Raw genomic sequence first — 13,424 nt, 5'->3', positions numbered from 1 at the left:
CAGGTAAGCGACCTTTTAAATATTTCCCTTATTTTTTACTGCAAGCCACGCAGCTTTTATTTTTCTATGCTGCGTTTAAGGCTCACATTCTTTCCCTTATTTTTTGCAATCCGGACAGCTGATTTTTTCTGTATGCTGTCCTTAGCGGATTACGCTCTTTCCCTTATTTTTGTTTATCGTAATCCCGGCAGCTATTTTTTTCTGTACGCTGCCTTTAGCGGATTACGCTCTTTCCCTTATTTTTATTTTCTGCACTAAAAGTGCCAATAAGCTGTTGATTATTTTTTCTTCAGGAAGCTCATCATGCCACGCAGCTGTGCGCCAACCTGTTCAGCCTGGGTTGCTGCAGCACGACGACGCATAGCGTTGAATTGCGGACGGCCGCATTGGTTTTCCAGCAACCATTTCTTAGCAAAGGTACCATCCTGAATTTCAGCCAGAACCTGTTTCATAGCAGCTTTGGTTTCTGCAGTGATGATGCGCGGACCGGTTACATAGTCGCCATATTCAGCGGTATCGGAGATGGAATGACGCATTTTAGCCATGCCGCCTTCATACATCAGGTCAACGATAAGCTTCATCTCGTGCATGCATTCGAAGTATGCGCTTTCAGGCTCATAGCCTGCTTCTACCAAGGTTTCAAAGCCTGCGTTCATCAGAGCGCAAACGCCGCCGCAGAGAACTGCCTGCTCGCCGAAGAGGTCGGTTTCGGTTTCTTCACGGAAGGTGGTTTCCAGAGCGCCTGCACGGGTACCGCCAATGCCCTTAGCATAAGCCAGAGCCAGGTCATGAGCCTTGCCGGTCGGATTTTGGTAAGCAGTTACCAGAACAGGAACGCCGCTGCCTTCGGTATAGGTACGACGAACCAAATGGCCGGGGCCTTTAGGAGCAACCATGAATACGTCTACATCAGCAGGAGGAACAATCTGACCGAAGTGAATGTTGAAGCCGTGTGCAAAAGCCAGAGCATTGCCTGCCTCCAGATTCGGAGCGATATCTTTTTTATATGTAGCAGCCTGCTTTTCATCCGGAATCAGCATCATGATGATATCGGCAGCCTTAGCAGCTTCTGCGGTAGTCATAACCTTCAGGCCGGCAGCTTCTGCCTTAGCTTTGGATTTAGAGCCTTCATACAGGCCTACAACTACGTTTACGCCGCTCTCCTGCAGGTTCAGTGCATGTGCATGGCCTTGAGAACCATAGCCGATAATAGCAACTGTTTTGCCATTCAATAATTCCAGATTCGCATCGTTGTCATAATACATTTTAACCATTGTTATTACCTCTTTCTTTTCCCTTATTTTAATATATAAATTTAATAAAAATTTTCCCTTATTTATAGCTGTTTATCTGCATCTGTTAATCTTGACGAAGTCATCTACCGCAGCACCGGCTGCCACCATCGGCTCTACCAGGTCACCCTGCTCTACGATTACTTCAATCAGGAAGGGCTTGTCAGCCTCGCGTGCTGCCTTCAGCGCTTCCTTAAATTCCTTGCAGGTCGCTGCTCTGCGTCCGCCAGCACCGCAGGAATGAGCAAAGCCGATAAAGTCAAATTCTGTCAGCAGCGTATTGGAGTAATGCTCGTTGTAGAAGAGCTGCTGCCATTGGCGGACCATGCCTAAGCAGCTGTTATTAATAACGATACTGATTAGCTTTTTGCCTTCACGCGCTGCCGTATATAGCTCCATGCCGGTCATCTTGAAGCCGCCGTCACCGCAGATATGCACTACCTGCTTATCAGGCTCGGCAAAGGCTGCACCCAACGCTCCGGGGAGACCGAAGCCCATCGTACCGCAGCCACCGCTCGTCAGATGGTGACGCGGTTTATCGACAACTAAATGCTGTGCTGCCCACATCTGGTTCTGACCAACGTCAGTTACATAAATCGGATGCTCGCCTTCAAAGCTGCGGCTCAGCTCCTTCATCATCCAGGGAGCTGTCAGTCGGTCGCCAGCCAGCAGGCTGCGATCCTCTGTTGCATCCCAGGCCTTAATCTGCTGCCACCAATCGGCGTGTGCTGCCTTCTGCACTAACGGCAGCAGGCTTTGCAGTGTCTGCTTTACATCACCCATTACGGAAAGGCTTGTTGCTATATTTTTATCTATTTCCGTCGGGTCGATATCAAGCTGGATAATCGTCTTTTGTCCTACGTAACGGTTGCGGTCACCGGTTACGCGGTCGCTGAAACGGCTGCCTGCTACTACCAGCACATCAGCCTGTGCTACAGCCATGTTGGAAGCGATATGACCATGCATACCGGTCATACCCAGGGAGCGTTCATCAGACTCAGGATAAACGCCGATGCCCATCAGCGTATTTACTACCGGCAAATCAGCCTTTTGGGCCAGCTCCAGCAACTCATCCTGCGCACCGCTGTTGACAGCGCCGCCGCCAACCAGCAGTACCGGACGCTGCGCCTTGTTCAGCACGTCAGCTGCCTGCTGCAGCTGCTCCGGTGTTGCCTGCGGCAGCTCTTCTGCTGCAGAAGCTGCCTGCGGCTCGCACCATTCCAGCTCCTCAACCTGCACGCTGCTGGGAATATCCACCAGCACAGGTCCAGGTCTGCCCTCCTGCGCTAAGGCAAATGCCTTGCGCAGTGCCGGCAGCAGCTCTTCCTTGCTGCGTACCAGCATGTTATATTTGGTAATCGGCATCGTAACGCCGACAATATCGATTTCCTGGAATGAATCACGTCCCAGCATGCTTACGCCAACCTGACCGGTAATCGCTACCAGCGGAATGGAATCAAGATAAGCAGTTGCCAGGCCGGTAACAATGTTTGTGGCACCGGGACCGGAGGTTGCGATACATACGCCGGTTCTGCCGCTCGCACGGGCATAACCGTCAGCTGCATGAATAGCGCCCTGCTCATGTGCTGTCAGCACATTTTTCAGCGGTGCATCGTACAATGCATCATACAAAGGAATCACAGCACCTCCGGGATAACCGAAGACTGTATCTACGCCCTGCTCCAAAAGGACCTTTACAATGGCTTCTGAGCCCTTCAGCTTCATCAGTTCGTCCCCCTTACGCCATAGTAGCTACAGACTCAACTGCAACCTGCTTAGCAAGCAATTTAGCAACCTGAGCAGCAGCTACATCTGCCAGCTGGATTTCCAGCTTCAGACGATTTTCTTCCGCATCCATGCGCAGGGAGCGTACCTGAGCACCTTGCTTGGAAAGCACACGCAACACACGCGGCAATAAAGTTTCATCATTCTGACCAGTTACCAATACCTTTTCAAACATGTTAATTCCTCCTATCAAGAACACCTTAATTTTCTACTACGTCAATTATCTTTTGATGGACTTTTCAGGAGTAGTATAAAAAAACGCCCCTGCATATATGCAGGGGCGTATAATACGCGGTACCACCCTAATTTATTACTTTCAGCACCAGTCCATCAACCGGCTCGGAAATAACGCATCCGTTGCGCATCAGTCTACTTGCAAAGCTTTCGCTGACGAGTTCATGGGTGATTTAATCAATAAGGCTTCGTACCGGTTTGCACCAGACACCGGCTCTCTAAAACTCTACGCTTATCTTTAGTCCCAATCATAACCTTTGGTTGTCAATTTGAAATTACTGATACTATACACCCATCTAAAGCGTTTGTCAACACCTTTTTGTAAAATTTTACATTTTTCTTCTTTTAGTCACTGTACACGAACATTTTCAGCCTTTTGTCTATTGTACATGTACTAATCAAATGATTAAATTTTTCGCGCTACTTTTCAGTAGACAAAGTACACTAATATCCATTATACACAAACACGTTGAATATGCTGTTTTGTATCGTTTAAAAAAGAAAAACCGATGCATTTCTCTTTTACGAAAAACACATCGGTTCTTTCAATAAATTTTATCGTGTACTGCTGTTCGGAATCATTCCGGCAGGCTCAGAAAACCTTGTAGTATTGCACCGGGAAACTGGAACTTTTTCTCCGTCCCTCCAAACAATACAACAATCAAGCCACCTTGGATTTCTTTTACCGTCCCCATTCCGAATGCTTTATGCCGAAGCTGACCGCCAACCACAACACAGGACAAATCCACCAGCTTTTGTGGTGCAGGTTCTGCCGGTTTTGGCACTAGCGGGGTGTAGCGTGACTTTTCTAAATGCCACCCATACTCAGCCGGTTTTTCTGCAACCTTCAGTTCCTTTTTCGGCTGATCCATATCTCGGACAGCTTCCGCAAAATCCAGAAACGGCTTTTCCGGCAAATCATCCGCCGAAGGAATCGGTACTTCCATCGAAGCCTGTTGCAGAGCAAACATACTATTATAGTCAGCATCCGAGATAACCGTATCCCAACCGCCACGGTTTTCACCCTCATGCCGGTCAATGCCTGTGTAGCTCAAGCTGGCATCTTCGTATCTCTTGAACTTGTAAACAGCATCATTCATCAGCGAATCATTGAACACGCCGAGAGATACCAACAACTCGAAATCTTTAACATCCAGACCTGTTACTTTTTTAAAAAGTCCCGGTTCCAACTGTGTAATAACATCCTTCAGGCATCGTTCTCGATAATCGGTCAGGTACATAAAAACTGGAATACGGGTAGCAAACTTAATCAGCTTTTCCTGAATCTGTTTGCGTTTGGATTTGTACTCTTTTTCTTCCTCGCTCAGTTCTTTTTTCTCTTTTGGCGTGAGTTTTTCTGTACCCTCTTTCTTTGCCTTTTTTACGGCTTCGGACTTGTTGATAATGGTCTGTATATCCTCATTCAGACTGCGGAACCCTTCAATTTTCATCAGAGCATCCATCGCCGCTGGATTAGCCATCAAACGGGAAAGGGTATCGTTGTCCACATTGACAAGCAGCGCACTTTCCCAGCGTTTGGCAAGCAGGGTAGCAGATGTACCTGCCATAGCAATGTCCAGAACCTCGCCCGCATCAATCTGCCGCATGGTGCTGCCATCGTAAGCGATGACCGGAAGGAAATTGATAAACTCCGCTACCTTCTTCTCCGGGTTTCCTTCGTCAATGTTCAAACGGCAGCTGTAATCGGAAATCTGTTTGAGCGCTCGGTCAAGAGCAAAGTCAAACACATAGCATTCCTTTTTGACAATTTCTTTTTTGCCGCCGTCCGTTGTAATTTCCCACGGACTTTGCACACGAAACGCCGCCTGAAAATAGGTTTCCGGGCTGGACAGATTTCGTAACATAAAAATGCCTGTCCACGGCTTGACTGTAACACCTGTTGTCAGCTTGCCGCAGGAGAGGGTGATGGTCTTGCTTTCCAATGGGTCACGCATGGATTTTTGCACCGGCTCCAGAGCCGCTGCACCAATTCCAGCTCCTGCACCTGCACAGACATTGATGGTGTAATCATGATAGAAAGTATTCTGTTTCTGCATCAGCAGATTTTTCATCGCATAGCAGGAAGCTACATTGGGCAGAAACCAAATTGTATGCTGCAACACATTCAGCAGGCGTACATCGGCATACGGCATGGCAGGTTTCTTAGCACCCAGCTTCAAATCATCCACACTGGTTTCCAGATAAGCACCCCGAATGAGATCCAGCCACTTCTGCACTTCGTTTTCATAGACAAAGCAAGCGTCCGCACCTTTGCCTTTGGCAGAGAAAAATACATTCAGGTCAAACTCGTTGAACTCTCCCTGCATAGCGATCTGACGGATACTATCCGGGATGCGGTAAGTCATCATCACCATGCGGGGCAGTGCCGCATAGGGATTTCTGTCCCCTTGCCAATTTTCCTTTGCCCGCTGTTCATCCGAGTATGTCCAGTTGTAAATCTGATCCTCGATAAACTCACCGGAATTCAGCGCCCGAAACGGCGTACCGGAAAGATACAGATAATACATGGTTGTGATGGGGAGAAAAGTTTCATCGTAGGCGTTGCCACGGTCATACTTATCCATATCCTCGCTGTCGTAGCTGTCCTCGTCCTCCTGCTCAAACAGCTTTTTGGCTGTATCCTTCCATGCTCCGAAGTGGTATTCATCAAAGATAACCAAATCCCAGTTGGTGGAATGTACCCACTCGTTTTTTGCCTTGATACCGCCGGTTTCTTTATTCACTCCCAAATAGTCCTGAAAAGAGCCAAAGCAGACGATAGGGCGGGATTTGTCCGCTGTTTCATAGGTCAGCTCCGTGTTGCGGCTAATAAACTGCCAGCCTTCAAAATCAATGTGGCTGTTCAAGTCCTCCTGCCATGCACTGATGACAGCCGGCTTGAAGGTCAGAATCAGAATCCTCTTGAATCCCATTCGTTTTGCCAACTGATAGGACGCAAAGGTTTTGCCGAAGCGCATTTTGCAGTTCCACAAAAACTTGGGGTAGCGTGTAGAATCCTCCTCATAAGCGCTCTGAAAATAAGCAGCGGTTTTGTCCACGGCTTCCTGCTGTTCCGGGCGCATGGAGAAGCTGTTGACTCGATTCTCTACATTGGCAGTATGGTTTTTGACGGCCAGCACAGCCGCCCGGACATCATTTACCGTACAGCGAAACCATTCACCGCCCATGCCGGTAATCTGCTTTCGTTTCAAGACACGATGAACATCATGGTCAGTGAACGAGGAACCATCTGAATACATAGCACTTTCCCGATAGACAATACGATATGGAACGCTGCCGTCCGGTCGTTTGGTGGGGTACTGCTGGGCAACACGCTTGTCCACATCAATGGCGGTATAGCCCACCTTCAAAAGCCCTTGATACTGCGGATTGGTGTCCTCGTAGGCGTAAATCATTGGGTGAGCATTGGGACGCTGAGGGAAGAAATCAGTTGCCATTTTCATCACCACCTAACGCACTTGATTTTATAGAATCTTCAATAAACTTAATTTCCTCTGGTAATAAGTTATATCTTGCATACAGTTCTTCATCTTTCCATACTTTTTCATAACTTAATAATGGTACAAATATAAATGTCCTTTTTGAAACATCCGGCGACACAATTGTTGGTTGACACAAGAATCTAAAAAACTTTGTTTTTAAATAAGCGTAGGCGTTTTCAGCATCATCTTTACAGTCAAAAACATCAATAAGAACATATGATTCCGTAACAATTGCACCTGGCTCTACTAAAAAAGTTTGAGAAAGTCTCAGAACTTGTCCATTATCTTCTTCGGGTACTGAAGTAGACCTTGAAGTTACTAATTTCCACTTATCAATCAAATCCTCATTCACTACCACTCGATTATGATCAACAAAATCAAAGCCTGATTTACTTTTCTTATTATAAATTTTAATATCGCCATTTTTATCAAAATCGGTAAAATTTGTCCTGAATCCGAATGGTTTTTGTCGATAAACAACCTCTGAAAGACTTTTCTCTTTCTTAGACTGTACCTTTCTTATGATATTTGCTACCATAGAATCTCTTATAAAAATCTCGCCAAATTCATTTAAGGGTCGATAAGTTTCCCTAATAATTCCAGTATTATCATGTTCAACAATCTTTGCTATTTCTGATTTAAATTCACGTTCCCATAGGAAATAACAAATCCCACCTCCATTTCTAATTCCAGGAAAGCAGTCGGATGATTTTTTATAATCATGTATTTCTTTCACATGACCCCCATTTAACATTGTAGTACGAAACTCTTCAAGACCGCGTCCTCCACAATACCAACGTGATGGAATAATCATTGCTAAGTATCGTGGTTTTAATTTTTGGGCTTGCTCTACAAATAAATTATAAATCGGTTTAGCACTTGCATTATTTCCACCATCGCTCAACTGATAGGGCGGATTGCCGATTATTACATCAAATTTCATCTTAAATATCTCCTCCGGTTTGATCGTATGTATCCACTCATAAGCATGGGTTTCCAGTTCATCACCTCGCTCATATTCGCTTTCAGATGCACCGCAAAACAGGCACTTGCCGTTCTGCCAGCGATGCGGTATCCGCTTGTATCGGATGTTACCGCTGGTGTCCTCAAAAAGCGTAATAGAATACTTGCTGTTGGGATACTTGGAACAATACACACTTCTCCGGGAGAGAAGGCTGGTCAGCTCGGTGATTGCGATACCATACAGCTGCTTGTGAAAAATATGGTCGATGCGTTCCTGTAAATCCGGAATTTCCTCTTTCAAGCCCTCAATCAGGCGTTTGGCAATTTCCCGCAGGAATACCCCGGACTTACAGGCCGGGTCGAGAAATGTTGCGCTGCTGTCATGCCACAGTTCTTCCGGCAGCATATCCAGCATCCGGTTTGCCACCTCCGGCGGCGTGAACACCTCATCGTTGGACAGATTCGCCAGACAGGTAAGGACATCCGGGTTATACATACTGCTGTAAAAATCACTCATAATCCTGCACCCTCCTGTAATCGGTCAACGGATATTCCCTGATGGGCGATGGGATAAATGCCTGAACTTCTTCGTCATACTCCCAGCCAATCATGAAAATATTCATCTGCTCCTCATGTCCGTTCAGAAGCTCATCGAGTGCAAAATCACGGCGCTTCATCTGATTGCCTGTAACAAGGCTCCACTCTGAAAAAACAATAGGAGAACCGTCTGCTTGGAGCATGGTAAGCGCATCTCCGCACAGAATATTTTTGCGCAGGATAAACCGTACCGCCTCCCGACACTGTTCGTTTGCCTGGGCTTTGGCATTGGCGGTATATTCCTTGTCCCAGATGTCAAACAGCCGCTGACGGCATTCCTCTGCGTTATCCTCCAAAATGTCAACTCCGTACAAGCTGGTCATTGCCAGTACCGAGTACCGTTCATAATCAAATGGGCTTTTCCCATAACGACTTTTTACCACTGCCAGCTTCCGGCTAAGAACTTCCGCAAGAAAATTCCCGTTACCGCAGGCAGGCTCCAAAAATCGGCTTTCTATTCGTTCTGTCTCCTGCTTTACAAGGTCGCACATGGCTTTTACTTCACGCTCGGCAGTGAATACCTCGCCGTGATCCGCCACACGCTGCCTTGATTTCACCTGTTGTTCTGCCATTTTTTACACCTCATATATCCATGCACTAACAGAAAGGCAACCACCTGCAAGATGGTGTACCTTTTCGCAGGTGTATTTTCTGGTGTTTGAGAAGTGGCAAAAGGACTTTTGTTCATGGATTTTGTATGGAAAAAGCCGGTGTTCTGTGGTATCATTTTCTTATAGCTAAAAAGCAGGCATTTTACAGAAAGGTACACATTCCTGAAAAAACACCTGCTTACAATAATTTGGCTTTTTCGTAAATCTCCGCACGATAGCGGAAGGTGGAAAGTGGCATACCGCACAGCTTTGCAGCAGCTGTGCCGGTAATTTTTCCATTTTTCCATTGTTGGTATAGGTGATGGAAATTTTCCGGTAAAGGCTTTGGTGGGCGGCCAAAGCGGACACCTCTTGCTTTGGCTGCGGCAATTCCTTCTGCCTGACGCTGCCGGATATTGCTTCGCTCGTTTTCTGCCACAAAGGACAATACCTGCAGCACAATATCGCTGAGAAATGTCCCCATCAGGTCTTTGCCCCGACGTGTGTCCAGTAGGGGCATATCCAGCACCATAATATCAATCCCTTTTTCCTTGGTCAGAATCCGCCATTGCTCCAGAATTTCAGAATAGTTACGCCCCAGACGGTCGATGCTCTTGATATAGAGCAGGTCGTCTTTTTTTAGTTTTCGTACCATTTTCCGGTACTGCGGTCGCTCAAAGTCCTTACCGGATTGTTTATCGATAAACAGATTTTTCTCTGGGATAGAAAGGTCTTTCAGTGCAAGAATCTGCCTGTCCTCACTCTGTTCTCTGGTGCTGACACGGATATATCCATACAAATTTCCCATTACTTTTTCCTCCTTTCTCCTGACCGGGAAAACAGCTTTATTTAAATTTTTGATATTTCATTTTCCGCATATTTGCCGTTCTACCTGTTCCGTTTCCTTCATGCTGCCCTGCTCGACATACATGAGTCACCGATTTCTCGATGCGCTCGCCCTCTGTTTCAGGAGAGGTCATGGCGGTTTATCTCGGTTCAGACGGTCATTCAGTTGTCAATGTACACGATGGAACGAAATTACCATCTGACGCCATCATATCGCCACAAACTTGGCAAAACAATAGTTTTGCAGTACCATAAGTGTAACTAATATAACTACATTATAAAATTACCATAAAGCAAAACGAGGGAATTGTATGGATTTTGAATTTGTGCGGCACGAACCGCTTTATGACCGTATTCTGCTGGTGCTGACGTTGAACAGGCGGAAAATGAAAGAACGTATTTTAATTGGAGAAGAACTGCAAATCCGGTTTCGTTTACAGGGATATGACGATACAGAGGTGCTTTGTGATGTTACACGCCCTTTGGGAACCATGCTTTCAGCCTTTGAGCATGATTCGGACGGTGAATGGAACCGTTTTTGGTTTAATACCTCTGAGAGAAGCCCTGCACTCCAATAGTTGGAAACAGCCAGAACCGGAACAGGTGTCCGGTGATTTTCTGGCAAAACAAAAGACTTCCCAAAAATTTTTTGGGAAGTCCTTAAATTTTTATCTTAGATATTCTTTAATTTTGCAGCTACATTCTCTTTGATTGCAGCAGCATATTCAGCATGATGCGCTTCCAGGAAAGCCTTCATGTCAGCAGCAACATTGCCTTCCTCTTTCGGATTCAGCGCCTTTCTGTAGCCAAGCACCAATGCACGGTCAGCAGCATCTGCTGTAGCCTCACAGCCGCAGACAGCACACAGCTTGCCGAACAGGTCGGCATCCAGAGCTTTGGCAAGCTCTATTGCGCTCATCCAGAGGATATTGTTCATTTTGAAATGAACCTTGCCTTTCAGATATTTCATAGCAGCAGCGGTATCGTTCATAGCGATATCCACATTTTTAAAGCTCAGGCGATAGCCGAAGGTGTCGGCAATCTCGCAGTGCAGCTGCAGGTTATCGTTTACCGCCTCTGCGTCCTTCAATGGGTCGAGGCAGATAGAGCTCAGCTTAATACCGTTACGCTGCAGCTCGTTACCGATCAGATAATGCTCCTGCGGAGTCAGCACCTTACCGGGTTTGGACAGGTCCAGCTCAAAATCAATATCCCACGGAGTATTCTTCAGATAAGAGTTGTAGATGAACTGGATATGCATAATTGCTTCGCCGTATTCCAGAACAATGCGATGCAGCTGATTTTCCGTAAAGGTAATCTTGCTGGTGCCAACCTTGAACTCAGCGTTCAGATAGGAAGCATGCACAGCAGCACGGAAGGTTTCGTTGAACTGCTCAAAGCGTTTATCAACAGCCTCGTCGGACAGCTTTTCAATGCCCAGGTCAATCTTATCGCTACAGTCAAAGCCAATCATGCTATAACCATAAAGCAGAGCCTTAACGATTTCCTCTTCGGTTTTCAGGCCGGCAGCATTAGCGCCGTAGCCTTCCTTGTAGCCCTCTTCGAGCACGCCCCAGGTTGCGGTATCCACAGCCTGTACAAAATAGCGCTGCAAAGCCTCGCTGTCCTCGGTAGTAAAATCAACCAATACCGGTTTCAGCTGACGTTTACCGAACAGCTCTGCCACAACAGCATCCGCTTCACCCAGCCAATCGCTGAAGCCGATGCTGGCACCTTTAGTGCCGCAGGCAGTCGGTGCGGTCCATTTAACATAGCGGCGCACCAGCGCAGCATTATTTGCATTCAGTGCCATAACAGAAACATGTACGTCCTTAACGTCTGCTTCCTTCTCAACATCCTTCCACAGTGCGCTCAGCGCAGCTTCACCCTTCGCAGCAAAAGCCAGGCGCTTGCCTTCCTCAGTATTTACCAGTGCCAGCCAGCTACCCTGTACATCACACAAAGAAGTTTCTATAACTTCACCTGCAGCCTCACGTAAAGCTGCCAATGCATCAATTTGCTTTAATGCCATAACCTAATATTCCTCCATTTACTTACAATTAGTCATAATAATATTATGAACAAAAATCGTCTATTACGCAAGCAAAAACTTAGCAAATAGCAAAAAAACTTGCGTTTGTATACAAAATACCTTGCAGCTAACTATGTATTATCCTGTTTTCCTGCAAAATATATCCCCTGCTTCCGATATTTAGTGCAGGGTTATCAACAGTATCAACAGACTTATCCACAATTTTTGTGCATAACTTTTAGTTATACAGAGTGTTATCCACTTGTGCTTGAAAAAAAAGTGCCTTATTTACAAGGATTTTACACAATTATCAACATGTTATGCACAATCTGTGGATAACTTTAATAACAACTAGGTGGAGATTTCCACAACACTATATCTAGGGGTCTCACTCCGTCCCGCTCACAAACAAAATACTCTTTTGAGCTGCCAAAAACAGCGAACAAACTATTATTTATCACTGCAGCTGCCAAAAAAATAAATTTTATTCTGCTTACCAAAGCTGCAATAAATGCTGCAACAGCAGGCTGACCAATGTAATACCTGCCCAACAGCCAAGACCTAGTCCTAAAGGCTTACTGCTGGTCGTCACAAGCTTCACAATATTGGTATTAAGACCTACAGCCGCCATCGCCATAACGATGAAGAACTTGCTAAGCCATTTCAGCGGGGCAAAAACCTCGGCTGCCACCCCCATGCTTGTAGCTAATGTCGTAATCAGCGAAGCCAGTACAAAATAAAGGATGAAGCTTGGTACAATGCTCCTGATCTTCACCTCATGATTGGTACCCTGTTCACGCTTGCCTACAAGATAACCTAATACCAGCGTAATCGGAATAATTGCCAGTGTACGCGTCAGCTTTACTGTTACCGCCTTATCCAGCGTTGCCGTGCCAAGACCGAACATGGCATCCCAGGTCGCTGCTGTTGCCGTAACCGAAGAAGTATCGTTAACAGCAGTACCGGCAAAAATACCGAAGGCTTCACCGCTTGTCGTAGAAAATCCCAGCACTGTTCCTAACCATGGAAAAAGCAGTGCTGCCAGCACGTTGAAGAAAAAGATAACGCTGATAGCCTGCGCCACCTCTTCATCATCTGCCTTGATGACAGGCGCTGTCGCTGCAACCGCACTACCGCCACAGATAGACGAACCTACGCCGATAAGCGTGGAAATCTTGCCTGGGATATGCATCACCTTATGCAATACATAGGCCACGATGAGCGAGGTTGCAATCGTGCAGATAATAATCGGCAGTGACTGCTTGCCGGTTGCCAGTACAACGGAAATATTCAGCCCGAAGCCAAGCAGGATTACTGCGTACTGCAGCACCTTTTTAGATACAAAGCCTACACCACTCTTAAATGCGGCCTGAACAGGCCACACAAGCGCTACCAGCATGCCTAAAAGAATTGCAAAGACCGGTGCACCGACTACAGGCACCAGCTTGCCTAAAAACCAGCACGGCACTGCCAAAACAGCACATAATACAATACCGCGCCACTTATCTGAGAAAAAGCTCATTGTAACACCTCCCTATAATATCTTTAATTTTCACCGATTATCTCGGTTTTTCGTAGTTTT

At 46.3% G+C, this 13,424-nt stretch carries 9 protein-coding genes and 1 pseudogene; 1 reads left to right on the top strand and 9 read right to left on the bottom strand.

Translation table 11 applies throughout. The annotated features are described in order from the left end of the window. Positions 1–278: 278 nt before the first annotated feature. From ilvC to Q0612_RS09015, 7 genes are all read right to left on the bottom strand, one after another. Entirely contained in the window at positions 279–1,301 is a 1,023-nt protein-coding gene (ilvC, locus tag Q0612_RS09045; protein WP_293848882.1) for a ketol-acid reductoisomerase, read from the bottom strand. Between the two features lie 45 nt (positions 1,302–1,346). After that, positions 1,347–3,017, bottom strand: coding sequence for a biosynthetic-type acetolactate synthase large subunit (gene ilvB / locus Q0612_RS09040; RefSeq protein ID WP_298883686.1), 1,671 nt, complete (start codon positions 3,015–3,017; stop codon positions 1,347–1,349). Between the two features lie 13 nt (positions 3,018–3,030). Then, positions 3,031–3,252, bottom strand: a complete 222-nt coding sequence (locus tag Q0612_RS09035) for a hypothetical protein (protein ID WP_021719399.1) — start codon at positions 3,250–3,252, stop codon at positions 3,031–3,033. A 637-nt stretch (positions 3,253–3,889) separates the two neighbouring features. After that, complete coding sequence (locus Q0612_RS09030; protein ID WP_298883681.1) at positions 3,890–6,769, bottom strand: GIY-YIG nuclease family protein; 2,880 nt, start codon at positions 6,767–6,769, stop codon at positions 3,890–3,892. Then, on the bottom strand, positions 6,759–8,294 hold the full coding sequence (locus tag Q0612_RS09025) for an Eco57I restriction-modification methylase domain-containing protein (RefSeq protein ID WP_298883676.1): 1,536 nt from the start codon (positions 8,292–8,294) through the stop codon (positions 6,759–6,761). Before Q0612_RS09025 ends, Q0612_RS09030 begins: the two co-directional genes overlap by 11 nt. Next, a complete protein-coding gene (locus Q0612_RS09020) occupies positions 8,287–8,946 on the bottom strand; it encodes a hypothetical protein (protein ID WP_293692847.1) in 660 nt (219 codons plus the stop codon). The genes Q0612_RS09025 and Q0612_RS09020 overlap by 8 nt, the downstream gene beginning before the upstream one ends. A gap of 217 nt (positions 8,947–9,163) precedes the next feature. Then, the gene (locus tag Q0612_RS09015; protein WP_298883663.1) at positions 9,164–9,772 is read right to left on the bottom strand and encodes a recombinase family protein; all 609 of its coding nucleotides are present in this window, start codon (positions 9,770–9,772) and stop codon (positions 9,164–9,166) included. A gap of 349 nt (positions 9,773–10,121) precedes the next feature. Here Q0612_RS09015 and Q0612_RS09010 point away from each other — a divergent pair. After that, positions 10,122–10,431, top strand: a pseudogene (locus Q0612_RS09010) (hypothetical protein); the annotation flags it as partial. A 52-nt stretch (positions 10,432–10,483) separates the two neighbouring features. On the opposite strand, the gene Q0612_RS09005 reads toward Q0612_RS09010, so the two are convergent. Together Q0612_RS09005 and Q0612_RS09000 are read right to left on the bottom strand one after the other, a co-directional pair. Next, positions 10,484–11,842: a tagaturonate epimerase family protein gene (locus Q0612_RS09005; RefSeq protein WP_298883656.1), complete on the bottom strand. Its 1,359-nt coding sequence runs from the start codon at positions 11,840–11,842 to the stop codon at positions 10,484–10,486. Between the two features lie 493 nt (positions 11,843–12,335). Then, the gene (locus Q0612_RS09000; protein WP_298883654.1) at positions 12,336–13,364 is read right to left on the bottom strand and encodes a YeiH family protein; all 1,029 of its coding nucleotides are present in this window, start codon (positions 13,362–13,364) and stop codon (positions 12,336–12,338) included. Positions 13,365–13,424: the final 60 nt, after the last annotated feature.

This window comes from uncultured Phascolarctobacterium sp., assembly GCF_937920985.1.
GTDB lineage: Bacteria > Bacillota > Negativicutes > Acidaminococcales > Acidaminococcaceae > Phascolarctobacterium_A.
Note: the sequence above shows the minus strand (reverse complement) of the source record. Positions and strands in the feature narration are given on the sequence as shown.